Source organism: Cupriavidus sp. 96C5-1, from assembly GCF_057798855.1.
In genome coordinates, this window is record NZ_JBYOJU010000006.1 from 153,614 (window position 1) to 178,907 (window position 25,294).

At 66.5% G+C, this 25,294-nt stretch carries 23 protein-coding genes; 4 read left to right on the forward strand and 19 right to left on the reverse strand.

The genetic code is table 11. From position 1 onward, the window contains the following. Window positions 1–696: 696 nt before the first annotated feature. From AC3FOF_RS10410 to AC3FOF_RS10490, 17 genes are all read right to left on the reverse strand, one after another. On the reverse strand, window positions 697–1,350 hold the full coding sequence (locus AC3FOF_RS10410; RefSeq protein WP_017230301.1) for an LbetaH domain-containing protein: 654 nt from the start codon (window positions 1,348–1,350) through the stop codon (window positions 697–699). Then, complete coding sequence (locus tag AC3FOF_RS10415; protein ID WP_488726541.1) at window positions 1,341–2,162, reverse strand: NAD-dependent epimerase/dehydratase family protein; 822 nt, start codon at window positions 2,160–2,162, stop codon at window positions 1,341–1,343. The genes AC3FOF_RS10410 and AC3FOF_RS10415 overlap by 10 nt, the downstream gene beginning before the upstream one ends. 8 nt (window positions 2,163–2,170) lie before the next feature. Further along, window positions 2,171–3,241, reverse strand: a complete 1,071-nt coding sequence (locus tag AC3FOF_RS10420; RefSeq protein WP_488726542.1) for an FkbM family methyltransferase — start codon at window positions 3,239–3,241, stop codon at window positions 2,171–2,173. 74 nt (window positions 3,242–3,315) lie between these two features. Further along, window positions 3,316–3,861, reverse strand: a complete 546-nt coding sequence (gene rfbC / locus AC3FOF_RS10425) for a dTDP-4-dehydrorhamnose 3,5-epimerase (RefSeq protein WP_488726543.1) — start codon at window positions 3,859–3,861, stop codon at window positions 3,316–3,318. Continuing rightward, window positions 3,858–5,129 (reverse strand): methyltransferase domain-containing protein, encoded by a 1,272-nt coding sequence (locus AC3FOF_RS10430; protein ID WP_488726544.1) that lies wholly within the window; start codon window positions 5,127–5,129, stop codon window positions 3,858–3,860. Before AC3FOF_RS10430 ends, rfbC begins: the two co-directional genes overlap by 4 nt. Continuing rightward, on the reverse strand, window positions 5,126–6,226 hold the full coding sequence (gene rfbG / locus AC3FOF_RS10435) for a CDP-glucose 4,6-dehydratase (RefSeq protein ID WP_488726545.1): 1,101 nt from the start codon (window positions 6,224–6,226) through the stop codon (window positions 5,126–5,128). Before rfbG ends, AC3FOF_RS10430 begins: the two co-directional genes overlap by 4 nt. Continuing rightward, a complete protein-coding gene (gene rfbF / locus AC3FOF_RS10440; RefSeq protein ID WP_017230296.1) occupies window positions 6,190–6,963 on the reverse strand; it encodes a glucose-1-phosphate cytidylyltransferase in 774 nt (257 codons plus the stop codon). Before rfbF ends, rfbG begins: the two co-directional genes overlap by 37 nt. Then, window positions 6,960–9,185 carry an O-linked N-acetylglucosamine transferase, SPINDLY family protein gene (locus tag AC3FOF_RS10445; RefSeq protein WP_488726546.1) on the reverse strand — a complete coding sequence of 742 codons (2,226 nt, stop codon included), beginning with the start codon at window positions 9,183–9,185 and terminating at the stop codon, window positions 6,960–6,962. The genes rfbF and AC3FOF_RS10445 overlap by 4 nt, the downstream gene beginning before the upstream one ends. A gap of 112 nt (window positions 9,186–9,297) precedes the next feature. Further along, a complete protein-coding gene (locus AC3FOF_RS10450; RefSeq protein ID WP_488726547.1) occupies window positions 9,298–11,541 on the reverse strand; it encodes an O-linked N-acetylglucosamine transferase, SPINDLY family protein in 2,244 nt (747 codons plus the stop codon). A gap of 240 nt (window positions 11,542–11,781) precedes the next feature. Continuing rightward, window positions 11,782–12,096: an EscU/YscU/HrcU family type III secretion system export apparatus switch protein gene (locus tag AC3FOF_RS10455; protein WP_017230293.1), complete on the reverse strand. Its 315-nt coding sequence runs from the start codon at window positions 12,094–12,096 to the stop codon at window positions 11,782–11,784. Beyond that, entirely contained in the window at window positions 12,093–13,406 is a 1,314-nt protein-coding gene (fliK, locus tag AC3FOF_RS10460; protein ID WP_488726548.1) for a flagellar hook-length control protein FliK, read from the reverse strand. Before fliK ends, AC3FOF_RS10455 begins: the two co-directional genes overlap by 4 nt. An 8-nt stretch (window positions 13,407–13,414) precedes the next feature. Further along, window positions 13,415–13,756 (reverse strand): flagellar protein FliT, encoded by a 342-nt coding sequence (locus tag AC3FOF_RS10465; RefSeq protein ID WP_017229998.1) that lies wholly within the window; start codon window positions 13,754–13,756, stop codon window positions 13,415–13,417. Window position 13,757: 1 nt separating this feature from the next. Beyond that, window positions 13,758–14,207: a flagellar export chaperone FliS gene (gene fliS / locus AC3FOF_RS10470; RefSeq protein WP_017229997.1), complete on the reverse strand. Its 450-nt coding sequence runs from the start codon at window positions 14,205–14,207 to the stop codon at window positions 13,758–13,760. Window positions 14,208–14,256: 49 nt separating this feature from the next. Then, complete coding sequence (fliD, locus tag AC3FOF_RS10475) at window positions 14,257–15,735, reverse strand: flagellar filament capping protein FliD (RefSeq protein WP_488726549.1); 1,479 nt, start codon at window positions 15,733–15,735, stop codon at window positions 14,257–14,259. 41 nt (window positions 15,736–15,776) lie between these two features. Beyond that, entirely contained in the window at window positions 15,777–16,151 is a 375-nt protein-coding gene (locus AC3FOF_RS10480; protein WP_488726550.1) for a flagellar protein FlaG, read from the reverse strand. Between the two features lie 143 nt (window positions 16,152–16,294). Next, window positions 16,295–17,623 (reverse strand): FliC/FljB family flagellin, encoded by a 1,329-nt coding sequence (locus tag AC3FOF_RS10485; protein WP_488726551.1) that lies wholly within the window; start codon window positions 17,621–17,623, stop codon window positions 16,295–16,297. A gap of 225 nt (window positions 17,624–17,848) precedes the next feature. Then, window positions 17,849–18,172 (reverse strand): RNA chaperone Hfq, encoded by a 324-nt coding sequence (locus tag AC3FOF_RS10490; protein ID WP_017224682.1) that lies wholly within the window; start codon window positions 18,170–18,172, stop codon window positions 17,849–17,851. Window positions 18,173–19,121: 949 nt separating this feature from the next. On the opposite strand from AC3FOF_RS10490, the gene AC3FOF_RS10495 reads away from it, so the two are divergent. Together AC3FOF_RS10495 and AC3FOF_RS10500 are read left to right on the forward strand one after the other, a co-directional pair. Beyond that, complete coding sequence (locus AC3FOF_RS10495; protein WP_488726552.1) at window positions 19,122–21,140, forward strand: methyl-accepting chemotaxis protein; 2,019 nt, start codon at window positions 19,122–19,124, stop codon at window positions 21,138–21,140. A 293-nt stretch (window positions 21,141–21,433) separates the two neighbouring features. Beyond that, window positions 21,434–22,921, forward strand: a complete 1,488-nt coding sequence (locus tag AC3FOF_RS10500) for an MDR family MFS transporter (protein WP_488726553.1) — start codon at window positions 21,434–21,436, stop codon at window positions 22,919–22,921. Here the strand turns inward: AC3FOF_RS10500 and AC3FOF_RS10505 are convergent. Next, window positions 22,918–23,283 (reverse strand): DUF190 domain-containing protein, encoded by a 366-nt coding sequence (locus AC3FOF_RS10505; RefSeq protein ID WP_276268823.1) that lies wholly within the window; start codon window positions 23,281–23,283, stop codon window positions 22,918–22,920. The two genes, AC3FOF_RS10500 and AC3FOF_RS10505, sit on opposite strands and share 4 nt — an antisense overlap. A gap of 117 nt (window positions 23,284–23,400) precedes the next feature. Between AC3FOF_RS10505 and AC3FOF_RS10510 the strand changes: the two genes are divergently transcribed. Further along, window positions 23,401–23,616, forward strand: coding sequence for a hypothetical protein (locus tag AC3FOF_RS10510; protein WP_488726554.1), 216 nt, complete (start codon window positions 23,401–23,403; stop codon window positions 23,614–23,616). Window positions 23,617–23,674: 58 nt separating this feature from the next. After that, on the forward strand, window positions 23,675–24,691 hold the full coding sequence (locus AC3FOF_RS10515) for a tripartite tricarboxylate transporter substrate binding protein (protein ID WP_488726555.1): 1,017 nt from the start codon (window positions 23,675–23,677) through the stop codon (window positions 24,689–24,691). A gap of 31 nt (window positions 24,692–24,722) precedes the next feature. On the opposite strand, the gene AC3FOF_RS10520 is transcribed toward AC3FOF_RS10515, so the two are convergent. Continuing rightward, window positions 24,723–25,241 carry a MarR family winged helix-turn-helix transcriptional regulator gene (locus AC3FOF_RS10520; protein ID WP_488726556.1) on the reverse strand — a complete coding sequence of 173 codons (519 nt, stop codon included), beginning with the start codon at window positions 25,239–25,241 and terminating at the stop codon, window positions 24,723–24,725. Window positions 25,242–25,294 lie beyond the last annotated feature (53 nt).

Here is a 25,294-nt window from a genome sequence, read left to right on the forward strand (position 1 = left end):
ATTGGATTCGTCGTGGGCGCGGTGGCTCCAGATTTTTGGTATTCGCCTCAAGCCGGGGCCACCGCGCCCACGACGAATCCAATGCCGTTCATGATCGAGTGGCCATATAAACTGGTAACGGAAGATGCCTGAATGGGAAAGCGAGATCGTCATTCAGGGGTCATAAAATGAAACCGCCGTCATTCGCAGCGGCAATGCCGTTCGTGCCGGTAGCGCCAGCAGTTTATTAGAACCGCTGCGCCCACCACGAATCCGCAAAGCCACCAATCCCGATAAGCCAGCCCCCCTGCAAGGGGTCGCTTTCTTTTGGTTACTTTTCTTTACGAGTAAAGAAAAGTGACACCTCCATGTGCCCATGAGCCCGACGCCACTCCGCCTTTAGGCCCTGCAGACTTGTCTCAACTCACCCAAGCCCAAGAGCCCGAAACCACTCCGCCTTTAGGCCCTGCCACCTCAAATAATGTCACTAAAAAACCAAGAAACAGCAACATCAAAAAATAGATCAATTCCGAAACAGCCATCAAACCAGAATGGATGAATCAACGCCACGGTGAAGACCGGCCAGCCATGGCAAAACACAATGGCCACTTGACACGGCTGCTCTCCCCATGAAAAGAGAGGGAGCGACGACCGTCGTCATTCCAGACGGTTCTGGCGCATCTGGCGGCTTCGTTCTGCACCTCTGCGCCCCATCACTCATACCCGGAAATACTCCTCCGCACCCGGTTCGCGCGCCGGCTTGCACACCAGGTCGCCGGCCTGGCCGGCATAGACCAGGCAATGCCCCGGGGTGTCGCGGTTGATGATGCTCACGCCCTGGGCAATGACGGAGCCGTCGCCCACATGGCTGCGCCCGATGATGGCCGTGTTGGGATACATCACCACCCCGTCGCCGATCACCGGTGCCACGCCGTGGTTCTTGCCTACGGTGGAGTTCTGGTAGAGGACCAGATAGTTGCCATAGGTGGCCTTGGCCAGCACGATGCCGACGGAATGCCCGATGAAGAAGACTTCCGGCATCTCGATCTCATAGAACAGATCGATGCCGTTGAGCGCCTTGTTCAGCAGGAACAGCCGGGTGCAGGCGCGCGCGTCGCCTTCGTTGCGCCAGATGGTGTTGGCGAGGTAGTAGAGGTACTGGCAGTACTGGCTTGAGTGCAGGTAGTTGAAGCGGCCCGGTTGCCACATGCGCACGGCGCCGATGCAGCGCTCCAGTCTTGCCAGCGCTTCGGCCTGGTGGCGCGCTATCAGCGGCAGCAGGGTGCCGGCCTTGCCGTCCGGCACCAGCGCCGCCACCTGGGCGCAAGTGTAGGCGGCCAGGCTTTCCGGTGTCTGGTCGATCAGTTCCACGTTCGTATTCCTTCCAGGCAGGTGGCCAGCACCGCGCGCACGTCGCGCGGCGCCACGCCCAGCGCGTGCAGCCGCGCTACGCTGCAGACCGCCGCCGGCTGCGGCCCGGTGGACCTGGCCAGTTCCACCGCCCAGCCCGCGCGGTTGAACGCGCCGGCCAGCTCGGCATTGGAGACATTGGCGCCGCTGGCGACGTTGAAGATGCCCCGTGCGTTTTGCCCGGACATGGCGCGCAGCGCGGCCACCACGTCGTCGAGGTGGATATAGTCGCGCACGAAGGCCGCATCGCTGTCCAGCACGAAGCGCCGCTCGGCCGACGCGCGCTGCAGCCATTCCGACAGGAAGCCCGGCGAGCCCGGCGTCCAGTCGAAGACACAGGACAGGCGCGCCACGGCGGAGCGCTGCGGTGCCAGCGTCAGGCAGAGGTTCTCGCCCAGCGCCTTGGACAGGTCGTAGAGGTGGCGGGGATTGGCCGGCTGCAGCGTGAGCGCACCGGCCTCGTCGCCCACCGGCAGCGCGGCGCTGTCGTACAGCCGGGTCGACGAGAGATAGACCAGGTGCTCCCAGCGGCCCGATTGCAGCAGCCGGGCCAGCAGGCCGACATGGGCCTCGACCGTATCGAACGGGCGGGCGGCAAAGTCGGCGGTCAGGCCGGCGCAATAGAACACGCGGCCGAGGTCGCGCGTCAGCAGGGCGGGCTCGTCCCGGCCGGGCACGTAGACTTCATGCCCGGCCTGGCGCAGCGCCTGGACCAGGCGCTGGCCGACAAAGCCGGCGCCGCCGATCACGGTACAAAGCACGCTATCGGACACGGCAAGGCTCACGACAGCGGGTGATGCAGGGCCGGATCGCGGTGCCACAGCAGCTTGGGGCTCACGCCGTGGCAGACCGAGAAGTCCGCGCCCTGCAGCAGGGCCGGATCCTTGACCGCCACCATGTTGAAGCCATGGGCCGGGCCTTCCAGGTAGACCTCGCCGACCGGGATCAGCTCGATCGGACGGCCGGCCATGTCCACGTTGGAGTTGAAGTCGCGCACCGCGAACACGCTGTAGCCAAAGCCCTGCAGCATGCGGATGATTTCGGCGTTTTCCAGGCCGTTGCTCCAGTCCACATAGTGGCGGTGCACCTCGAACACGATGTTCGGCGCATCCGGCGCCGGGCGCGAGAGCTGCCCGCGGGCGCCCTTGAACACGTCCAGCTCGGCGCCTTCGATGTCCAGCATGATCAGGCTGAGCTTGTCCAGCTTGTGCTGCGCGCAGTAGTCGTCGATGGTGATGGTGGCGAAGCTGTCGTCGCCGGCGGCGCCCTCGGCGCGCTCGGCGTGGGCGAAGGAGTCGTTGCCGACCAGGCGCAACTGGGTGCTGCTGTCGGACCACAGGCCCAGGCGCCAGCTATGGATGTTCTCCACATTGTTGAGCCGGGCGTTGTTGCGCAGCATGCCGAGCTGGTCGGCATTGGGCTCGAAGGCGTGGCAGGCGCCGCCCGCGGCGGCCAGTTGCCTGGCCATCAGGATGACCTGGTCGCCGAAGTAAGCGCCGCCTACCACTGCGTTGCCGCCACCCTGGCACAGCTTGACCAGCAGCTTGGTGGTTTGCGGCTCCCACACGTGATCGGGCGCGGCGGGCGTGCTCATCAGGAAGTCGCGCGCGATCTTGGTGCGATAGAGGAACTCGAACACCGTGCCGTCGGCCAGCGTCTTGCGCAGGCGCGAATCGTCGTCGTACATGGCATCGACGATGGGGCCGGTGATGTCGTCGCGCACGCTGCCCTGGTAGCCGGAAAGATCCTGCTCGATGGACTTGCACAGCGCGACCAGCCGGTCGCGCGCGGCCGCGTTGGTGCCAACTTCGCGCAGGGCTTGGGATAGTTTCTGCAATTGATCGGTACTCATGGATTGGCTCCGAAGTTTGGCTTGTTGGTCGGGGACCGGTTGGATTCGATACAGCGGAATTCAGGTATTCAGGTTCAGTAAGGATTGACTGACGAGAGCAGCGGCAGCGCGAGATCCTTGGCCGAGATCAACCGTGCCGCGCAAGGCGGCCAGGCGATGCCGATCTCGGGATCGTCCCAGCGCACGCCGCCGCTGTGGGCGGGTGCGAAGGGCACGGTCATCTGGTAGAAGACTTCCGACAGTGCGGTCAGCGTCTGGAAGCCGTGTGCCACGCCTTTCGGTATATAGAGCGCGCGCTGGTTCTGCGCCGACAGTTCCACCGAGAACCACTGCCGGTAGCTTGGCGAGTACGGCCGCAGGTCCAGGATCGCATCGAAGATGGCGCCGGTGGTGACGCGTACCAGCTTGTCCTCGCCGGCCGGCTCGTACTGGATATGCATGCCGCGCAGGATGCCGGCGCGCGTATTGCGCGACACGCTTTGCTGGATGAAGCGCCCGTTGAGCCCGCGCTCGGCAAACGCTTCCACGCAGACCGTGCGGGCAAAGAAGCCGCGTTCGTCCGCCAGTGGCTCCGGGTCCACCAGCCAGGCGCCGTCGATGGGGGTCGGCGTGAAGATCATGCCAGCACCGCGGTTTCCGGAATGGCCACCACGAAACGGCCGCCCCATGCGCGGATGCCGGCCATTTGCGCCATCACCTCGTCCTTGATGTTCCAGGGCAGGATCAGAAGGTAATCGGGACGGTCGCTGAAGACCTGTTCGGGCGCTACCACCGGGATGCGCGTGCCGGGCAGCAGCCGGCCCTGCTTGGTGGGGTTGCGGTCCACCACGTAGTCGATGAAATCGGTGCCGGCGCCGCAGTAGTTCAGCAACGTATTGCCCTTGGCGGCGGCGCCATAGGCGGCAATGCGCTTGCCGGCATTGCGCGCCTCGATCAGGAAGGCGAGCAGGTCGCGCTTGGCCTTGCGCACGCGTTCGGCAAAGCCCGCGTAGAGCGTGGCGGAGGTCAGGCCCGCGGCGTGTTCCTCTTCCAGCGCGGCGGCTACGGCGGGGCATGCCGCATGGTTGGCATCCGCATGGCAGGCGAACACCCGCAGGCTGCCGCCGTGGGTGGGCAGGTGCTCGACATCGAACACGCGCAGGCCTGCCCTGGCGAACACCGGCAGCAGCGCCGACAGCGACAGGTAGGAGTAGTGCTCGTGGTAGAGCGTGTCGAACTGGTTCTGCTCGATCAGGCGCAGCAGGTGCGGAAACTCCAGCGTGATCACGCCCTGGGGCTTGAGCACCTCGGGCATGCCGCCGACGAAGTCGTTGATGTCCGGCACATGCGCCAGCACGTTGTTGCCGAGCAGCAGATCGACTTCCCAGCCTTGCTGGCGCAGGCCGCGCGCAGTGTCCTTGCCGAAGAACAGCTCGCGGCTGTCCACGCCCTTGGCGCGCGCCGCGGCCGCCGTGTTCGCGGTAGGCTCCACCCCCAGGCAGGGAATGCCGGCCTGCACGAAAAATTGCAGCAGGTAGCCGTCGTTGCTGGCCAGCTCCATCACGCGGCTATCGGCGGCAAGGCCGAAGCGGCTGGTCATCGCGCTCACATAGCGCTGCGCATGCGCAAGCCACGACGTGGAATAGGAGGAGAAGTAGACGTAGTCGTCGTGGAAATGGGTCTCCGCGGGTGTGGCGTCGCGCAGCTGGACCAGCCAGCAGTGCTGGCACACCATGGCGTGCAGCGGGTAGAAGGTTTCCGGCATGGCGGTGTCGCCCGCCTTGATAAAGGCGTTGGAGACCGGCGACAGGCCGAGGTCGACGACGGTTTGCGCAAGGGGCAGGCCGCAAGCGCGGCAAGCCGGATCGGCGGCGTGAGCGGAATGGGTGGCGTGGGCAGCGTCTGTCATGCGCAGAATTGCTCGATTTGTCGTTCGGTGACGGACCGCGCCTGGGCCGGGGCTTGCTGCACGGCGCGATACCAGTGGGCGGTGGCCGCCAGGGCCTGGTCGAGCGACCAGCGTGGCTGCCAGCCGAGCAGTCCTCTCGCCAGGGCGGAGTCCAGGTGAAGATTGCGGGCTTCGTGCGGGGCCGTGGCGCCAGGCTCGGCGCGATGCGCCCAGCGCAGTTCGGGCCAGTGCGTTTCCAGTCGGGCGAGCACAGCGCCGACGGCGAGGTTGTCGGTGGCTTCCGGCCCGAAGTTGAACGCACGCGCGAGTTCCTCTTCCCCGGCCGTCAGGCGCGCGCCGAGCAGCAGGTAGCCGCGCAGGGCTTCCAGCACGTGCTGCCAGGGCCGGGTGGCCAGCGGATTGCGGATATCGAGGACGCTGCCGGCGGCGGCAGCGCGCGCGGCATCCGGGATCAGCCGGTTCTCGGCCCAGTCGCCGCCGCCGATGACGTTGCCGGCCCGCGCGGTCGCCACCAGCACGCCGCGCTCTGCCAGGAATGACTTGCGGTAGCTGGCGGCGACCAGTTCCGCGGCGGCCTTGCTGGCGCTGTACGGGTCATGCCCGCCGAGCGCATCGGTCTCGCGGTAGCCCCAGAACCATTCCTTGTTGTCGTAGCACTTGTCAGTGGTGACCACCACCACGGCGCGCACCGAAGGGCAATGGCGCACCGCTTCCAGCAGGTGGACCGTGCCCATGACATTGGTGGCCCAGTTGGCCACCGGATCGCGATAGCCGGCGCCGACCAGCGGCTGCGCCGCAAGGTGGAAGACGATCTCAGGCTGCGCCACCTGCAGGGCGCCTGCCAGCGTGGCGGCGTCGCGGATGTCGGCCAGATGGTGGGCGTGCAAGGCGTCCTGAACGCCGGCGGCGGTGAACAGGCCGGCCGGCGATTCCGGCGGCAGCGCATAGCCCGTCACCCGCGCGCCGAGGCGCGCGAGCCACAGCGCCAGCCAGGCGCCCTTGAAACCGGTATGGCCGCTCAGGAAGACCGGTCGGCCGGCGTAGCCATCGAGCATGCAGGTCACCATGTTTTCCAGGGCGCGGCGCCGGACTGCCATAGCTGCTCCAGCATATTCTTCTCGCGCAGGGTGTCCATCGGCTGCCAGAAGCCCTGGTGCTCGAAGGCGAGCAGGTGGCCGCGGCGGGCCAGATCTTCCATGGGCCCTTGCTCCCAGCTGGTCTTGTCGTCGGGAATCAGGTCGATCACTTCGGGCTGCAGCACGAAGAACCCGCCATTGATCCAGGCGCCGTCGCCGCGGGGCTTTTCCGCGAAGCCGGCGACCATGCCTTCACTGGTGCGCTCGAGCGCGCCATAGCGGCCCGGGGGCTGTACGGCCGCGACCGTGGCCCAGCGGCCGTGCTCGCGATGAAACGCAATCTCGGCGGTGAGGTCGATGTCGGAGACGCCGTCGCCATAGGTGAAGCAGAACGGCTCGCCCGGCGCCAGGTACTCGCGCACGCGCCGCAGGCGGCCGCCGGTCTGCGACTCCTCACCGGTATCCACCAGCGTCACGCGCCACGGCTCGGCCTTGCGGCAGTGCACGTCCATGCGGTTTTCCGACATGTCGAAGGTCACGTCCGACATGTGCAGGAAGTAGTTGGCGAAGTACTCCTTGATGACGTAGCCCTTGTAGCCCAGGCAGATGATGAAGTCATTGATGCCGTGCGCGGCGTACATCTTCATGATGTGCCACAGGATCGGCTTGCCGCCGACCTCGATCATGGGCTTGGGGCGCAGGTGCGATTCTTCGGATATGCGGGTACCCAGCCCGCCCGCCAGGATGACGGCTTTCATGCAGCTTCCTCCAACACCTGGATGCCCAGGATTTCGTGGGTCGAGGGTTTGCCCTGGCTATCGATCAGGGCCAGGTCGAGGCCGAACTGCTGCTGCAGGATATCGGCCACGGGACTTGTGTCATGGCCGCCGTCGCGCATCCGCGCGCTGAGCAGCCGGTAGAGCGGCAGATGGTAGGGGCGCAGGTTGATCGCTTCCATCAACAGTTCGAGGGCGCGATCATGGTTGCCGATGCGCTGCTCCATCTCGCCCAGCGCGAACGCGATCAGCCAGTGCTTGCTCCACTTGGCCGACATGTTCTCCAGCAGGCCGTTCAGCTCGAAATGCCGTCCCTCCTCCAGCAGCAGCCCGATGGTCAGCACCAGTTCTTCCATTGAGTGCCAGTCGCCGTTGCAGAACACGCCATCCTGCGTGCGCGGCTTGAGGTGGCTCACGTCGCGGTGCGGGCCGATCAGCTGCATGGCCTGGTCTTCGAACCAGCGCGTGAAGCCGGCCACATCGGCGATGGCGCTTTTCTCGAAGCGGTGCCGCAGGGTCAGGCGCAGCGCGTTGAGCTGCCCGGCGTCGGCGGCGAGCTGCGCGGCCATCGCGACGTAGGCTTCCTCGCTGTCGCAGATCAGGCCTTCCAGGCCCACCGCGTGCAGGAACGGCGCCGACACCCGGGTGTGGAATGCCGGCCCGGCCAGCGAGACCAGCGGCACGCCCATCCAGAGCGTGTCGCAGGTGGTGGTGCCGCCGGTCACCGGCGATGTATCCAGCGCGATGTCGATGTCGTGGTAGGTCAGGTATTGGTTCTTGCCTTCCCTTGGCACGCAGACGACGCATTGCGTGTCGATGCCGGCCTGTTCCATGCGCGCCAGCAGCGGTCCGCGCACTTCTTCCCGGTCGAGTCCTGCCGCTTCGATCAGCAGGCGGCTGCCGGGGCAGCGCGCCAGCACCGCGCTCCACAGCCGCAGGGTGCGGTCGGTCAGCTTGCCGATGTTGTTGCAGGAGCCGAAGGTGATGAAGCCGTTGCGCAGCGCGGGTGTTTCCCGGACCTGGTAGTCGGGCTGGTAGACCTGCAGCGGGCTGCCGATCAGCGGGTGGTAGACCGCGAACACGCCGGGCGCGTACAGCAGGTTCTCGGTGTAGTTCGATTCGCTGCCGGCCGGATCTCCGATCCGGTCGGTGACGCGATGCTGGATGGCGGGCATGCCGGTGCTGCCGGGATAGCCGAGCCAGGTGAGCTGCACCGGCGCCAGGCCATACACCATATAGTGCAGCGGCGAGATGCCGGTATAGCCGCCCAGGTCGATCAGCACATCGATGTTCTCCTCCCGTACCGCCTGCACGATTTCCGCTTCCGGCTTCTTGGCCAGGTTCACATAGCGGTCGCAGTAGATGGAGATCTTGCGCGTGACAGTGTCCTGGGTCGATTGCAGGCCAAGCGCCACCACCTCGAAGCGCGCGCGATCGATGTTGGCGATAAGCGGGATCAGGAAATAGGCACAGGCGTGCCGGTACAAGTCGTTTGACAGGATCCCGAGCCGGATCCGTTCGGAGCGCGGCCTGGCCACCACGGGCAATTCCGGCAGGCGCTCGCGGGCGAGTACCCGGGCAAAGTTGCCGGCCTCGGCCAGCAGCTCGCCCGCGCTGGTCTTGTCGCCGAACAGCAGCATGAACAGCAGGTTCGAGCGGATGTTCTTGTTGGTCGGGGCGCTTGCCGCGGCGCGCCTGAGCATCGTGATCGCGTCTTCGGCGAAGCCGGTGTCTTTCAGGTCATTGGCGTAGTTGGCCAACACGACGGGATGGTCCGGCGCGATCTCGACGGCTTTGAGCGACGCCTGCTTGGCGTCGGCGTGCAGGCCCAGCTGGCGCAGCACGATGGCGTAGTTCGCCCAGGCCTCAAGATAGCGAGGGTGCCGGGCCACGCAGTCCTGCAGCAAGGTCCTGGCATGCTCCAGCCGGCCCATCGTGGCGAGGATGCGGCCGCATACGGTCATCATGTCCGGCTGTCCCGGGTGCATCTTCAAGCCTTCCTCCGCGACACGGAGTGCATCTTCGTGCCGGTGCAGCAGCAGCAAGGAGAGGGCGTGCCAGTAGAAGGCGGCGCGCAGCCGCGGGTTGAGCTTCAGGGCCTTCTCCGCGTAGCCGATCGCTGCCTCGAACTGCCCGGTAGCATGGCTGTTCTCGGCTTTCTTGATGTAACGGTCCGCCTTGGAGCTGTTTGCGAGGTTCTTCATATTGGACGGATTGATTTACCGGGCGCGGCAACGGGGGGCGTGTGCACGATGACGGGCTGGCAATGGTTCAGATAGCCAGGTTTGCCGAGGTTGGCGGACTTGGCTGGATGGCTCAGGCATGTTCCTGCTCGGCCTCTGCTTCCTGCCCGACCTCGATGCCGAGGACTTCCAGCACCGTGGGCGCGCCCTGCTGCTCCAGGAACGCCAGCGTCACGCCCAACTGCTGCTGGACGAATTCGCCCAGCATGCTCTTGTCATACTGGTACTCGTCCAGCCGGGCGTTAAGCAGGCGGAACAGCGGCAGGTGATAGGTACGCAAGCCGATGCTTTCCATCAGGTAGTCGACCGCTGCCTCGTGCTGCCCGTCGCGGTGCTCGATTTCGGCCAGCACGTAGGGCACCATCCAGTGCCTGGGCCACTTCGCGGAGAAGTTCTCGAGCAGGGCGCGCAGTTCGATATGGCGCTGGGCCGCCAGCAAGCCGGCAACCGCGATCACGATTTCCGCCATGGTGTGCCAGGCGCCGGAGAAGTACACGCCATCGTGCGAGCCGGGCAAGCTGTCGACCGGCCGGTGCGGACCGACTGCTTTGGCAAGCTGGTCTTCCATCCAGCGCGCGAAGGCGGCGCCGTCGGCCAGGGGACCCTGCTCGAAACGCTGCCGCAGCGACAGGCGCAAGGCGTTGAGCTGGCCCGCGTCTGCGGCCAGTTGCGCGGCCATCTCGACGTACTCTTGCGCATCGCGGCAGATCAGGCCATCCAGGCCGAGCGCATGCAGGAAGCTGGCCGACATGCGCGAGTGGAAGGCCGCCCCCGCCAGCGTGATCACCGGCACGCCCATCCACAAGGCGTCGCAGGTGGTGGTGCCGCCGGTCAGCGGCACGGTGTCCAGCATGATGTCGATGTCGTGGTAAGTCAGGTACTGGTTCGTCGCCAGCCTGGGGATGCAAGCCACGCGGACCGGGTCGATGCCGGCACGCGCCAGGCGGGCCAGCAGAGGGCCGCTGACGGCTTCGTTGTCGAGGTCGCGTGCTTCGATCAGCAGGCGGCTGCCCGGGCAACGCGCCAGCACCGCGTGCCACAGTGCCACGGTCTGATCGGTGACCTTGCCCAGGTTGTTGCAGGAGCCGAAAGTGATCGCGCCGGTGCGCAGCGCCGGCGTCTCCTGGACCCGGTACTTTGGGCCGTACGCATTCAGGGGGCTGTGTATCAGCGGCGCGTACGTGCAGAAGACGGTGGGCGCCCTGAGCAGGGTCTCGGTGTAGTGGGGCTCGAAGCCTTCCGGGTCGCAGGTCGCGTCGCTGATGCGGTACTGGATGGATTTCAGTCCGGTGCTGCCGGGATAGCCCAGCCATGTCATCTGCACCGGAGCCAGCCCGTGGACCATGTATGGCAGCGGCGAATTGCCGGTATGCCCGCCGAGATCCATCACGACGTCCAGCTGCGCGTTGCGAATGGTCTCCACGACATCGGCCGTGGTTTTGCCCGCCAGCTCGATGAACTCATTGGCGTGCAGCCGGATCTTGTCGGTGACATGGTCGCTCAGCGGGTTGAGCGAGAGTGCCACCACCTCTACCCGCGAGCGGTCCAGATGCGCCATCAGCGGCAGGATGAAGTAGGCACAGGCGTGCCGCATCAGGTCGTTCGAGAACAGGCCCAGGCGGATCGGACCGCTGGTACGCCGCGGCGCGCCGGCTTCGCGCGGCAGGCGCGGGCCGGCCAGCAGCAGCGTCTCGTAGGTCTTGGCTTCGCGCAACAGGTCGGGCGCCGTGGTGTCCTCGGCGAACAGCATGGCGAACAGCAGGTTGGCCCGGATGGCGATGTTGCCCGGGGCCAGCTTTACCGCTTTGCGCAGGGCAGGCATGGCCTCGGCCATTTCACCCGTTTCCTTCAGGGCCAGGGCGTAGTTGCAGGCCGCGGTGGCCTCGTTGGGGTTGATCGCCAGCGCCTTGCTGGCGGCCTCCCTGGCCGCCGCGGGCTCGCGCAATTCCAGCAGCAGGGCGGCATAGTGCACCCAGGCGCTGAGCGAGCCGGGGTCGGCGCCGACACATCGCTGCAGCAGTTGCCTGGCTTCCTCGTGCTCGCCGTTGCGCAGCAGGACGAAGCCGCCGAGAGACATCAGTTCGATATCGTCCGGGAAATGCTGCAGCCCGTCGTGCAGGATCTCGCCGGCCTTCCTGGTGTCCTGTAGTGCCAGCCACGCGGCCATCTGCCAGTAGGAGGCGTCGGCCCGCTTGCCAAGTATCTGCTCCGCATTTTCGGCTTCCCTGAGTACAACGCGGTACTGGCCGGCCTGATAGGCTGTGCGAGCCTTCTCGATCTGGCGGGGAGACTTGGGAGCAATCTGGGTAGGTTTCATCGGTTGGGCCCGTCTTGGCGGGCTGGTACAGGCAATGCGCTTGTTGGCGATGCCGCCGCATACCGGGCAAGGCGGTTTGCGGCGGTGATTGCCAGGCTGTTCCGGCCCCTGAAAGTTATCAGGACGGCAAGCGCGGGGAGGCCGGAATACGGGCCAAAAACGAGGCCAATTCCAGAGGCGGGACAGTCGAGAGGAGGATGCGGCGCTTTCGCGCGCGGGGCCGGCGCGGGGCGCGGGGGCTCAGCGGGGGAGGGGTGTCGTCGCTGCCGGTGCGGCGGCGGCCTCCGCCTGCTCCAGCTGGTACAGCCAGGCCAGCAGTTCGGCCACGGCCACGTACAGCTGCTCCGGGATGCGGGAGTCCAGGTCGACCTGCATGAGCAAGGTCACCAGGGCCGGGGAATTGTGGACATAGACGCCGCTGTCGCGGGCGCGGGCGATGATGGCATCGGCGACTTCGCCATAGCCCTTGGCCACCACGCGGGGGCTCTGGTCGCGCGTCTCGTCGTAGCTCAGCGCTACCGCGGTGCCGCGCGCGTTGTCGTCGGGATGTTTCACTGCCTGCTGCTCCCGGCGGGCGAGAGGACGCCTTCCACCGCCAGCGCGGTGAGATCCAGGCCGGTAGCGGCGAGGCGATCCTGAAGCTGCGCGCGCGCGGCCTTCAGCAGGTTGACCGAGGCGGGCGCGGCCAGCCTGGCTTCAATGCCGTTGCCAGTCAGGCTGAGGCGGGCTTCCACCGTGCCCAGGTTGGGGAATTCGAGGACCAGCCGGGTCGACCAGACGCCGCCGGCAATGGCATCCGGCTCGCCGTGCGCGCGCGCGGGGTTGTCGTCCTGTTCGCGCGCGATCTGCCATTCCATCGGCGTGCCTGGCCACGCTTCGCCCATCCAGCGGAATTGCTGGGTTGCCAGCGTGTCCAGCTGCTGGCGGACCAGCGTGGTGGCGTCGGCATGCACGGCGGGGCCGCTGGCGAGCTGCGACGGGGCGGTGTCCGCTGCGCTGGCGGCGCGGATGCTGTCGGCGGTGAGCGGCAGCATCCGCGCCGCGGGCGAGGCTGGCGAGGCAGAGGCTGCCTGGTAGGCCTGGGTTGCCTGCTGGGCCAGGTGCGCGGAGGGCGTGGGCGGATTCGCGGCGGGGCCTGCCGTCGCTGTGGCGGCAGGGCCGGGGGCCGGCGCTGAATACGTGACCGTATTCTTCGGCGCTTGCGCCGGCGTGCCGGCGCCTTCCTCGGGGAGCGCGAGGCCGGTGGACTCCGCCACCGCGGCAGCGGCTACCCTGGCGGCGCCAGCGGTGGCAAGCGTGGGGGTGGCGGCCGGCTCATAGGTCAATTGCAGCACAGGTTGCGCGCTGTTCCTGTCCGTGCTGGCCGGGGCCGGCGGCGCGGGCGGGCGTCCCAGCATGGCCTGCGGCTCGCGCATCAGGCTGTCGAGCTGGCGCGTGCCATTCAGCCATTGGCCGAGATGCGATTCATAGAACAGTCCGCTCTGTCCCACCTGGCGGGCCAGTGCGCTGGCCAGTGCGCCGGCCTGGCCGTTGCCCGGCGGCGTGGCGACCAGCGGCGCGGCGCCGCGCAGCGGCACGGCGTCGGTGCTGTCGAGGATGTCCAGGATGACGCGCGCCGCCGTGCTGAGCGACTCGCGGGCGGAAGTGGTCGTTGCGCCGTCGGGGGCGAGCGGCGTGCCGGTACCCACCATTCCGGCACGGCCCTGCTGCACCGTATTGCCGCCCGCGGAAGGCCCCACGGTGTCGGTGACGGTGCCAACGGGCTGCAGAGCGGCCAGCTTGGCAACGGTGAGCGCGGATTTCAGCGCCTGCGGGTCCGCGCGCAGGGCAAGCGCCGCGTCCGGCGGAAGGTTGATGCCGACCATTCAGCGTGTCAGGCAGGCGTGCTGGCGCTGTAGGCCTGATGCAGGTCCTGGCGGCGGCGCGAATTGTTCAGCAACTGGCCAAGCTCTTCCAGCTTGGGCGTCACCAGGTTGCGGATGGCAGCATCCTGCGACAGGATGGTTTCGAGCATCCCGTAGCGGTAGCGCCGCTCGTCGGCAGTCAGCGAAGCTACGTCGTCGATGATTTTCAAGGTGTTGACCTGGGCGACATAGCCGGTTTGCAGCGCGCCCAGCGTCTCCCACTGGCCCGCGCGGGCGGCCTCGCACATCAGCCCGGAAAGGCGTAGCAGTTCTTCGTAGCAGGCGATCAGTGGCTTCTTCTGTTTCAGCATGTCAGGCTCCTATGGAAACGGCTTCCATCGGCCTGAATGCCTGGTTGGCAGGCTCCGGCTCCGCGGCGGCGGGGTCGATCTGGCTCCAGGCCGAGGCGATATTGGCCAGCAGCTTGTCCACCTCGTTGAGGCGGTTGTCGTCGTTGTGCAGGTTGGACAGCATCAGCTGCCGGGTCATGTACTCGTAAAGCGTATCGAGGTTGCCTGCCAGGTCCGCGCTGGCGGCGTGATCGAGCGAGGCGCGCAGCCCGGTTTCGATGATGCTGATGGCGTGGGAGATGGCTTTGCCCTTGTCGGCAATATTGCCTGCTTCCATGTGGAACCTGGCTCGGGCGATCGCCGCCCGCGCACCGTCGAACAGCATGACGATGAGGCGGTGGGGAGAGGCACTCATGGCCCCGGTTTCGTTGCCGACGTTGGAATAAGCGTTGGCGGCGGTGCGTGCATACATAGCGGCGATCCCTGAGTTTGATATGGCGTATTGGTTGGCCCGGCCGCGCTCAGCCCGAAGAACTGGTCGACGAGCTGAACTGCTGCGTCAGGTAAGTCTTGGTTGAGTTCATCTGCGCCATCACCGTGTCCAGGTTCTGGAATTCAGCCTGGTACTGGGCGATGGCGGCAGTGATCTGGGCCTGTGTGCTGGTGTAGTCGGTTGCCAGCGACTTGAGCGTGGCGTTGACGCCGTTGGTGGCGGAGGTCAAGGCGCCCGTGGTGCTGACAAAGCCGGTCGCCGTGTTGGAGAGCTGGTTGCCGTAGCCAGATTTGCCGTCGGTGCCGCTCAGCAACTGGGCCACGCCGGTGCGGTTGCTGGTGAGGGCGGCGTTCAGCTTGCTCGAATCCAGCGCCATGGTGCCGTCGGCATTGAAGCTGATGCCGATCTGCGTCAGGTTGGTCAGTCCGGTGGTGCCGACGGCCGTCTGCGGCGTGTTGATCACGTTGCGCAACTGGTTTTCGATCACGCGCAGGGTCGAGTCGCCCAGCAGCACGCCGGCGGTGTTGGTGGACGCGTCGTAGGCGGAGAGTTGCGACGCCGTGGACTGCAGGGTGTTGTACGAAGTGACAAAGCTCTGCACGGCGGTGGCCATCGCGCTGGTGTTGGTGGCCACGCTAACCGTGCTGGTGCCGGTGGAAGCCAGGTTCAGCGTAACGCCCTGTGCCGCGCCCTGCACCGCATTGGTGGAGCTGGTGACGGCCAGGCCGTTGATGGTGAGCTTGGCGTCCTGGGCAGCGATGTTCTGCGTCATCGCGGTGGTGCCGCCTGGGTTGTACGTCAGCAGGTTGCTGATCGTGGTGGGGCTGCCGCTGCCATTGCTGCTGACCGAAATGCTCATGCTCGACGCGGCGCCGGTGGTGTTCGAGGTCAGCGACAGGTGGTAGGGCGTGCCGCTGCCGTCGTTGACGATACTGGCGGTGACGCCGGCATTGGCGGCATTGATGGCGTCGCGGATGCCGCTCAGCGTGTCGTTGGTACCGTTGATGTTGATCGACGTTGCCGCGCTGCTGCCGGGCGTAAACGTGGTGGTGCCGCCGCTGGTGGTGGTGGTGCCGAACTGGATCTGGATGGTGGCGCTGCCCAGCTGCAGGCCGGTGCTGTCGACCACGCCGCTCGAGATCAGCGTTTGCGCCTGCGCCAGCTGCGATACGTTGACCGCGTAGCTGCCCGCCACCGCGGTGCTGTCGGCGGTGGTGCCGAGCACGCTGGTGTTGCTGGACGAGGTGGTGGTGCTGTTGTAGAGGCTGGCCGTGCCGAGCGCGGCGGAGGTGGCCTGGAACGAGGCCAGCGCGCCCTGCAGCACGCCATAGGCGGACAGCTTGGTATTGGCGGCGGTCTGCTGGTTGGTGATGGGGGTGAGTTTGGCTTGTTCCGCCGTCTGCAGATTGCTCAGCAGGGTGCTCAGGTCCAGCCCGGAGCCAACGCCGAGCGACGAAATCGGGGAGCTTGATGTGCCAGTTGAACTCGTAACACTCGTTGAACTCATGATTGGTACCTGTAAGTGAATATATACGGGAGGGTGCCCGTTCAGGCGGTTTGATGAATCAAGAGGCCCTGCAGCTTGTCGATGGCCCTGACGATACGCAGGACTTCTTTCGATGGGAATTGGCGAATGGTCTCGCCGGTGACCTTGTCCACAACGCTCGTCACCATCCGGTGCGTGGCCTTGTCGATGCTGACGCGTACCTCGAGCGGGGTGGCCTGCAGGGCGTCGTTGAGGCTCTTGAGCGCGCTGTCCAGTTCGGCGCTGCCGGCCGCATGGGATCCGGATCCGTCTGCCGGCTTCGATCCTGCGGCATTCGAATTCGAGCCTGCAGCCGCGGCGGACGTCACCGTCCCGGACACCGGGGAGGTGGGTTGGGAGGCGATGGTCGGCAGCAGCGGTTCGGTCGAACTGATCATGATCTGTCTTTGCAACGGTTGGGCCGGTGCACGAAAGGCTCCGGTCGAAACGCATCCAGAGCGGAGGCCGCTCTGGAAGTATTGCCGGCAAGACGGGCCCGAGGAGGGCCCGTCTTGCTAGGAGACCGCCGTCTGTTGCGCGATTAACGCAGCAGCGACAGCACGCCCTGGTTCGACTGGTTGGCCTGGGCCAGCACGGAGGTACCAGCTTGTTGCAGGATCTGGGCGCGCGACATGTTCGACACTTCGGTCGCGTAGTCAGCGTCCTGGATCCGCGAGCGCGAAGCCGACAGGTTGGTCACCGCCGAACCCAGGTTCGAGATGGCCGAGTTGAAGCGGTTCTGAACCGCACCCAGCGAGCTGCGCAGCTTGTCGACCGTGGCCAGCGCCTTGTCGATCAGGGCCAGCGGGTTGGTGCTGCCCGAGCCGGTGAACTGGGCCGTTGCGGTGGTAGTGCCGGCGGTGCTCAGCTCGATTTGGGTGGCGTCCGTGACCGACGTGGTCGCCGCGCCGCCGTTGGCCTGGGCGCCAGCCTGCGTACCGGCGGACAGCGCGTAGTTGTTGCCGCCTTGGGTGATGAAAGCGACCGCGGCGCCGCTGGTGTCGGCACCGACCTTGACCAGCTGGCCAGCCACGGTGTTGCCGGTGTTGCCGTTGGCGGCATCGCCGATCTTCACTTGCACCTTGTTCAGGGTGACGTTGCCGGTGGCGGCGTCGACCGAAGCGGCGTAGTTGTCGTTGCCGTACTTGACCACGTAGTTGCTGGTGGCGTTGCCGGCGGTATCCAGCACGTTGTTCAGCGTCAGGGAGCTGGTGCTGACGGTCGAGCCGACGACGGCGGACAGCGCGTTGGCGGCCGAGGTCAGGTTGACGGCAACCGGTGCGGCGCCGGTGGAAGCGGCCACCGTGGTGATGGCGGAGCTGGTGCTCAGGGCGTTCTTGGCGACCGTGAAGCCGGTCATGCCCAGGGTCTTCGAGCTGATTTCCTGCAGGCCGATCGAGATGGTCTGGCCGTCTTGCGCGCCAACCTGCACGTTCAGCGGGGTTGCGCTGGAGGACAGCACCTTGACGCCGTTGAAGTCGGTCTGTTGCGAGGTACGGTCGATTTCAGCCAGGCGCTGGGTGATTTCGTCCTGGATCGATTTCAGGTCGCTTGCCGAGTTGCTGCCCGTTGCGGCTTGCACGGCCAGGGTACGGATGGCCTGCAGGTTGTTGTTGACTTCGTTCAGCGCGCCTTCGGTGGTCTGCGCCAGCGAGATGCCGTCGTTGGCATTGCGCTGGGCTTGCGTCAGGCCGTTGATGTTGGCGGTGAAGCGGTTGGCAATGGCCTGGCCGGCAGCGTCATCCTTGGCGCTGTTGATACGCAGGCCCGAGGACAGGCGCTGGATCGCCGTGTTCAGCGACGATTGCGACGAGCTCAGGTTGTTCTGAGTCATCAGGGACAGCGTATTGGTATTGATGGTCATCGACATGGTACAACTCCTATTTTTATCACAGTAGGTAGTTCAATCCGGCTGTTGCCGCAACGCTGGCTGCCTGGTAAAGCAGGGCGAGAAGTGCCACCGTTGTTTGGGTTATCGGTTGGGGCCGGGAAAGATTTAGAGTGATCTTTGCGATGAACCGATACCGGGCTGCAGATAGGAATTGCGATGGAGATGGCCGCGGCCGGCTTGGCAGCCTGCCAGCCGCGGCATGGCCTAGCGGCGCTTGCGCGTGCGCGGGGTATATAAGCTGACGAAATCCGGCGAGCTCTCCGCGCCGGGCACCGACGCGATGGCCTCGGGCGCATGGGCAGGCGTGATCACGGCGATGGCGTGCTTGTAGATGACTTGCGGTAGCGGGTCCTGCGGCGTTTCCGCCAGCAGCACCATATAGCTGTCCGAGGCCACGATCACCCCGTGCAGGCGGATGCCGCTGGCCAGGTGCACCACGACCGGATTGCGGCTGGCAATGTGGGTAGACAGTTGTAGATGCTGCAGCCTCCTGCTTGGTCGATCGATCCTGCTTTCCTTCTTCTTCACAACGTCTCCGGAAGAGCCCGCGCGGGTTCTGGCGGCTGGCGAGGGTCCGGTGACCGGACCCGGGCAATTGGGTAGGTACAGCACTGCTGGGCGCGGGCTGCGGCGTGGCCTGGGCGGGGCGGGAAATGAAACATCCGCTCTCGGTGCTGGCGCTGTGACTGGCTGCCCGGGGCGCGACCGGCCGCGGCGTGGGCCGGACCGGCGGATCCGATGCTGCCCCGCAAACGTTGGCGGTGGGTGCCGCCAGAAGAGAAGGGGAATACTTCAGGGGCGAGGGTAACAAAATTTTACAAATCTGGATGGTTGGGCGGCATGCCGGAATTAGAGGCTTTACTCTAATAATGCACTTGCGTCACAATGTTCATCCACAAGGGATGTGCCATTGCGCCGCAAGTCCCAACGCCACCAGCGCCTGCGTCCCCGTGCGGCACGGGTTTGCAGGCAGCAAGGTGGCCCTGGCCTTTTGGCGAGGTGCCTTCCATGTCGAACATTCGTCACTTGCGTGGCATTTTCGGCATTTTTTCTATCAGAGATATCCCTGATAGAAATTGGATTTACACCTCATGTAAGCGCGGTTTATATTCGCTATGGAGCCTTTCGGCTCTTCGCAGTCCTGGAAAGCCTACGAGCACCCCGCGCGTGGGCTTCTTTTTTTTGCGCCACTTGTTTTGTTTGTGCGCCTCCGGCGACAAGCGCCGATGACGGCACTTCGGAGTGCCTGAGTGTCATTAGACGACAGGTCGCGCTTCGTCAATCCCTCGAATTGCCGGGCTTTTTGCCCCTATATCTCCTTTCTTTTTCGCATTTTCCCTTTTATTTGGCGAAATCGCCGCGCATTCCTCAAGCTTGCCCCCTTGCTGCCGTTAAGCCCGCGGTGCGGTGTCGAGCCGGAAGTGTGTCCGGAGCGGGAAAAAAGCGCTCGCGATGAAAGCAAAAGGAGCCGGAAAACATGCGTTGGTTGCGAAACTTTGGCATTGGGGCGCGCCTGACGATGGCGTTTGCGGTAGTGGCATTGCTGCTCGTTGCCGTTGCCGTGTTGGGCATGACGTCCCTGCGCACCATGAACGAATCGATGCGCATCACGGTGCAAGGGCGGCTGTTCAAGGTGCTGGACATCGAACGCGTCAAGCAGGACGCGTTGTCGATCGGCATCCTGGTGCGCGATGCCACCCTGAATGAGGATCCCGTTGCGGTAAGGCGCAATGCCGAGCAGATTCTCGCGCTGCGCCAGGATATGGGCGCCACGCTGGACGAACTGGGCAAGTGGCTTTCCACCTCGGCCAAGCCGGAAGTCCAGGAAACCTATCGCCGCCTGGCCGAGGCGCGCCAGGGCTATAACGGTCAGCTCGACATGGTGCTGCGGCAGTTGCAGGGCAACGAGTTCGACGGCGCCCGCAGCGCGCTGGTGTCCACCTTGTCGGCGGCCCAGGCACCTTATTTCGACAAGCTCGGCGAGTTGGCCGAGACCGGGCGCAAGGTGGCCCTGGCCGCGGTGCAAGAGGCGAATGCCAGTTATGAGATGGCCCGCAACCTGCTGCTGGGCCTGGCCGTGGTGGCAGTGGCCCTGGCCGCTGCCCTCGGCATCGGCATTACGCGCTCGATCACGCGTCCCGCGCGCCATGCGCTGGAAGCGGCACAGGCACTGGCGCAAGGCAACCTGACTTATGCCATCGAGGCGCGCAGCGACGACGAGATGGGCAGCATGCTGGGTGCGCTGGAGCGTGCTTTTGGCCAGCTGGCTGCGCTGGTGCATGGTATCCAGGGCGCGTCGCGCTCGATTGACGGCGCCACCCGTGAAATCGCCAGCGGCAATACCGATCTTTCCCAACGCACCGAAGAGCAGGCCGCTTCGCTTGAGCAGACCGCGGCTTCGATGGAGCAACTGACTTCCACGGTCCGGCAGAACGCCGCCAATGCGCGCCATGCCAACGAACTGGCGGCCAGCGCTTCCGGCGTGGCTACCGAGGGCGGCCGCGCCGTGCGCAGCGTGGTCGAGACCATGCAGCATATTTCGCAGTCGTCGGCCAAGGTGGCCGAGATCGTCGGGGTGATCGAAGGGATTGCCTTCCAGACCAATATCCTGGCGCTCAATGCGGCCGTGGAAGCGGCCCGCGCCGGTGAGCAGGGCCGCGGCTTCAGCGTGGTGGCGGCCGAAGTGCGCAGCCTGGCGCAGCGCTCCGCCTCGGCTGCGAAGGAAATCGGCCAGCTGATCCATGGTTCGGTGGGGCAGGTGGCGCATGGCGCCAAGCAGGTGGAAGACGCCGGCCGCACCATGGACGATATCGTCGGCGCGGTAAAGCGCGTGACCGACATCATGGGCGAGATCGCCGCCGCGAGTGAAGAGCAGTCGTTGGGCATCGAGCAGGTCAACCGCGCCATCAGCCAGATGGAAAGCGTGACGCAGCAGAATGCCGCGCTGGTGGAAGAGGCTGCCGCTGCCGCCGAGAGCCTGCAGCAGCAGGCCGCTGGGCTGGTGGGCGAGGTCTCACGGTTCCAGGTGACGCCGGCGGAAACGCTGGCCGCGCAGCCGCTCCGGGCTGAGCGGGCCGCCGCCCCGCGCGCGGCTGCGGTGTCCCGCGCGGCACCGGTGCCGGCCGCCCGGCGCCCGGCACCGCATGCCGGCGCCAGGAACCATGCGCCGGCGCGCCCGGCAGCGGCACCGGCAGCACCGAAGACGCCGGCTGCGGCACCCGTGGCAACGGCGGTAGCGCCCAAGGCGACTCCCCGGCCGGCCGCCGCCGCGCCGCGCGCTGGCGCGGTCCGCACCGGCCGCCAGCCCGTGCTGCCCAGCAAGGCCCGCGCACCGGTGGTGCGCCAGACGCGCGAGCCGGTGCTGCCGGCCAGGACGCAGCCGTCGGCACGGCAAGCCAAACCTGCCATGGCCGCCCCGGTGGCAGCGCGCCGTGCCGCGCGCACGCCGGCTGCCGCAGGCCTTGCCGTGGCCGGCGGCGACTGGGAATCCTTCTGAGCCTCCCGGAGAGGCGAGGGCTGGCAGCGCTGCCAGGGACAATGCAGGGCGGAAGGCTTCGGCCTACAATAGCGCCCTTGTATACAAAATAACAGGCAGGAGCGCGCCGGCGCGTCCGCGGTGCCGGCATCGCGCTTCATGTCCCCGCAGCGCTTCTCTCCCCCAGCCCGCCCATGACCGCCGTTTCCCAGCCATTGCTCGCGATGGCTACAACGCCCCCATCCTCCACGCCCGCCGCGGCCTCCTCATCCCTCTCTGGAAACGGCCCGCCGGCAGTGCCGCCGGCGCCCGTGATGCAGGTCATCTTCGGCCTGATGCTGGCCATCCTGCTGGGTGCGCTGGAACAATCGATCGTGGCCGTGGTGCTGCCGGAGATTGCGCTGCAGCTCAATGGCTTCGAGGTGATGGCGTGGGTGGTTTCGGCCTACCTGGTGGCATCGACGGTGGTGACGCCGATCTACGGCAAGCTGTCGGATCTGCTGGGGCGGCGGTCCGTGCTGTCGTTCGCGATCGTGCTGTTCTTCCTGGCCTCGGTGGCCTGCGCGATGGCGCAGACCATGCCGCAGCTGATCGTCGCGCGCATCCTGCAAGGGCTTGGCGGCGGCGGCCTGATCTCGGTGTCCCAGGCCACCATCGCCGATGTGGTGCCCCTGCGCGACCGTGGCCGCTACCAGGGCTATGTGAGCGGTGTGTGGGCGGTGGCCAGCATGGCGGGCCCGGTGATCGGGGGCTACCTGGCGCATTACCTGTCGTGGCGCTGGATTTTCTGGATCAACCTGCCGCTTGCGCTGATCGCCCTGGTGGTGGTGCGCCGGGCGCTCAAGCACCTGCCGGTGGGCGGGCGCCGTCATCGCATCGATTATGTCGGCGCATTGCTGTTCGGCGGCGGCCTGACCGGCGTGCTGGTGTTCCTGACCCGGCTGGGGCAGGGCCAGTCGGCCCTGGCGGCGCAGACACTTGGCCTGCTGCTGGCAGGTCTGGCGGCCCTGGTGCTGTTCGTCTGGCAGGAGCGCCGGGTCGCCGATCCGATGATCCCGCTGGCCATGCTGCGCGTGCCGACGGTGACGATCTGCTGCATCACGCTGTTCCTGTGCTTCTTCCAGCTGATCGCCATGTCCGTGCTCCTGCCACTGCGTTTCCAGGTGGTGGGCGGCGCGCAGGCCGACGCCGCGGCGCTGCGGCTGGTGCCGCTGACGCTGGCGATCCCGTTCGGCGCGTTTATCTCCGGCCGGCTTATGTCGTGGAGCGGCCGCTACAAGCCGCTGCAACTGGCGGGCTCCCTGGTCGCGCCGCTGGCGATCGTGGCGCTGGCCTTCGTCGATCCCCATGCGGTGCTGCTGACCGCGCTGGTCATGGTGGTGCTCGGCTTGTCCATCGGGCTGCAACTGCCCAGCGGGCTGGTGGCGACCCAGAACGCGGTGCCCCCGAACCAGGTCGGCGTGGCCACGGCGCTGACCGCATTCTCGCGCATGCTGGGCGGAGCGGTAGGCGTGGCGGTGCTGACCACGGTGCTGATCGGGTTGCTGCGCCATAGCGGCATGGGCGTGGCGGACCTGCGCGGCGGCGAGGACATCCTGATGAGCATGTTCCACCGCGCCATGGTGGGCGGCGATACGGCCGACGCCGGCGCAGTGCGGGCCGCTGCCGAGGTGGCGTTCCGTACGCTGTTCCTGCTGAGCGCGGCCGTATCCCTGGTGGCGCCGTTCCTGGTGGCCCGCCTGCCGGAGGCCACCCTGCGCGGCAGCAGCAGTACCACCACCGTTGCCGCGAGCATGGATTAAGCGCTGCCGGGCTCCGGTGCTGTCCCGGAGCCCGGCGCGCCGGCCGTGCTTTTGCCCAGGAAGCCGAACTCGACAGGCGTCTTGGCGTAGAACACCTGGATGTCCTCCTGCGCCAGCCGGTCGAACAATCGCTGCACTTCGTCCGCGGTGGCGATCACGGTGATCTCTTCGGGCCGGTCGGCCAGTTCCACGAAATGCCAGGTGTGAAAGCGGTGGTCATGGCCGATGCCTTCGGCCGCCACTGTGTGCGTGGCGCCGCGAATATGCAGTTCCCGCAGGATCTGCAGCAGCCAGTGCGATAACTGCTTGCCGTGGTGGCGGCGATTCTCGACGGTGAACAGCGTGAGCTGGAAGCCTTGCACGTTAGCCCCTCCTATGCGTCCCAGCGGCGGTGTACGCGTGCCGCGGCCGCGGCATCGACGGCGCACCGCGACAGGGTGCTGTCTGCAGTTTAGGCCAGCCGCGGCGAGCGATCCCGTGTGACGATCCGCCGGGAGCGGGCGGCCCGCGCCGGCCTTTCCGACGCTTTCCTGACCGCCTGCCTGCCGATCGCCGGCATTTTCTTCCCAGCGCGCCTGCGCCGCGCACCGGACCACGGATCGGCGATGTTCCCAGGGATAACCCTAGTCTCCTTCCTTGAGGAGGGCGGCTATATTCTGTTTGGTTCCATTTATGGTTTGTTGTTTTGTATATGAAACAAACCGGCGTTGGAGCGAGGCAGTCGTCTTATCCACTCCAGGTCAGGCCTTTCCAATGCATTATCAGAAGCGTGAAATCAAACTCCGGCGTGCGATGCGCAGGACGGCACTGGCCTGCCTGGCGGCCGCCGGCACGTGGCAAGGCGCCGTACCCGCGGCCCGGGCGGATCCGGCCGCCGCGTGCGGCACGCTGCGCATCGTCGTGCCGTTCCCGGCGGCCGGCCCCGCCGACCTGCTGGCCCGTACGCTCGCACAAGGCCTGCACCAGCGGCGGCGCGTCACTGTGGTGGTGGACAACAAGCCCGGCGCCAATGGCAATATCGGCATCGACGCGGTGCGCCGCGCGGCGGGCGACGGCTGCACGCTGCTGGTCGCGCCGGCCGGCAACCTGACCATCAACCCCATCCTGTTTCCCGCGCTGTCCTACCAGGTGGAGCGCGACTTCCGTCCGGTTTCCCTGCTGGCGAGTTCGCCCAATGTGCTGGCGGTGCATCCGTCGGTCCGGGCCAACTCGGTGCCGGAACTGGTCGCGCTGGCGCGGCGCGCCAGCCCGCCGCTCGGCTATGCCAGTCCGGGTGTGGGCAGCGGCCTGCACCTGGCCGGCGAGCTGTTCCGCCGGCAGGCGGGCATTGCGCTGCTCCATGTTCCTTACAAGGGCACTACCCAGGCGCTCAACGATGTGGTCGGGGGACAGGTCCCGATCCTGTTCGGCACGCTGCCGACGCTGGCGCCGTTCATCCGCTCCGGCGCATTGCGCGCACTTGCCGTTACCCAGGCCAGGCGCTCGCCCGCGGCGCCCGCGATTCCGTCGCTGGCGGAGCAGGGCGTGCAGGGCATCGAGGTCAGTTCCTGGTATGCCCTGCTGGCGCCGCGCGCCACGCCGCCGGCCCTGGTCGCCGCGCTGCATGCCGATGTGCGCGAGGTCTTTGGCAGCAGGGCGGTCCGCGAGGAACTGGCGCGGCAGGGCATGGAGCCGGTTGCCGGCACGCCAGAGGCGCTCGCCGCGCGCATCCGCGAGGAAAGCGCCGGCTGGGCCGAACTGATCCGTTCCCGCGGCATCAAGGCGGAATAACGCGCCGGCCTTGGCCGCCGGCTTTCCGCCGTCACGGCGCCGCGTCCTCCGTCATGGGCGCTTCGGTGTCCAGCGCCTTCATGTTTTCCAGCAGCTTGAGCAGGTAGTGCAGCGTGTGGGTGATGTCGCCCGTCGAGAAGTCGGCCAGCGCCCGCTCGTAGTAATCCCGGATCTTGGGCTGGGCCAGGCGCAGCCAGACATCGCGGCCGGATTCGGTCATGGTGACCAGCCGCGAGCGCCGGTCGCGCCCGTCGGGCGTCATGCGCAGGTGGCCATCGCGCTCCATGCGGCTCACCAGTCCCGACAGATTCTGCCGGCTCACCATCAGGTAGCGAGCCAGGTCGCCCACGCTCATGCCGCCCTCCGCCTGTGGCCGCGACAACGCGCCCAGGACCGCCCACTGCTGCGTCGTCAGTCCTTCGGCCTCCACGGCTCTTGATCCCGTTTTATGCAACATGTTTGCGCATTGGTATAGGCGGAAGAACAACCTGTTTGCCATCTCCATGCGCGCTGTCGGGGCGAGATCGTCATCTAATTTGGGGTTAACCATAGCGAATTCCTGATTGGTGGCGCTTGCATTGCGTTAGCTGCCGACCTAGTATA

Coding starts and splice junctions, on each gene's coding strand:
- AC3FOF_RS10420 (WP_488726542.1), bottom strand. CDS start 3,241: ATGAGTACCGATCAATTGCAGAAACTATCCCAAGCCCTGCGCGAAGTT.
- rfbC (WP_488726543.1), bottom strand. CDS start 3,861: ATGATCTTCACGCCGACCCCCATCGACGGCGCCTGGCTGGTGGACCCG.
- AC3FOF_RS10430 (WP_488726544.1), bottom strand. CDS start 5,129: ATGACAGACGCTGCCCACGCCACCCATTCCGCTCACGCCGCCGATCCG.
- rfbG (WP_488726545.1), bottom strand. CDS start 6,226: ATGGCAGTCCGGCGCCGCGCCCTGGAAAACATGGTGACCTGCATGCTC.
- rfbF (WP_017230296.1), bottom strand. CDS start 6,963: ATGAAAGCCGTCATCCTGGCGGGCGGGCTGGGTACCCGCATATCCGAA.
- AC3FOF_RS10445 (WP_488726546.1), bottom strand. CDS start 9,185: ATGAAGAACCTCGCAAACAGCTCCAAGGCGGACCGTTACATCAAGAAA.
- AC3FOF_RS10450 (WP_488726547.1), bottom strand. CDS start 11,541: ATGAAACCTACCCAGATTGCTCCCAAGTCTCCCCGCCAGATCGAGAAG.
- fliK (WP_488726548.1), bottom strand. CDS start 13,406: ATGGTCGGCATCAACCTTCCGCCGGACGCGGCGCTTGCCCTGCGCGCG.
- AC3FOF_RS10465 (WP_017229998.1), bottom strand. CDS start 13,756: ATGCTGAAACAGAAGAAGCCACTGATCGCCTGCTACGAAGAACTGCTA.
- fliS (WP_017229997.1), bottom strand. CDS start 14,207: ATGTATGCACGCACCGCCGCCAACGCTTATTCCAACGTCGGCAACGAA.
- fliD (WP_488726549.1), bottom strand. CDS start 15,735: ATGAGTTCAACGAGTGTTACGAGTTCAACTGGCACATCAAGCTCCCCG.
- AC3FOF_RS10480 (WP_488726550.1), bottom strand. CDS start 16,151: ATGATCAGTTCGACCGAACCGCTGCTGCCGACCATCGCCTCCCAACCC.
- AC3FOF_RS10485 (WP_488726551.1), bottom strand. CDS start 17,623: ATGTCGATGACCATCAATACCAATACGCTGTCCCTGATGACTCAGAAC.
- AC3FOF_RS10495 (WP_488726552.1), top strand. CDS start 19,122: ATGCGTTGGTTGCGAAACTTTGGCATTGGGGCGCGCCTGACGATGGCG.
- AC3FOF_RS10500 (WP_488726553.1), top strand. CDS start 21,434: ATGCAGGTCATCTTCGGCCTGATGCTGGCCATCCTGCTGGGTGCGCTG.
- AC3FOF_RS10515 (WP_488726555.1), top strand. CDS start 23,675: ATGCATTATCAGAAGCGTGAAATCAAACTCCGGCGTGCGATGCGCAGG.
- AC3FOF_RS10520 (WP_488726556.1), bottom strand. CDS start 25,241: ATGGTTAACCCCAAATTAGATGACGATCTCGCCCCGACAGCGCGCATG.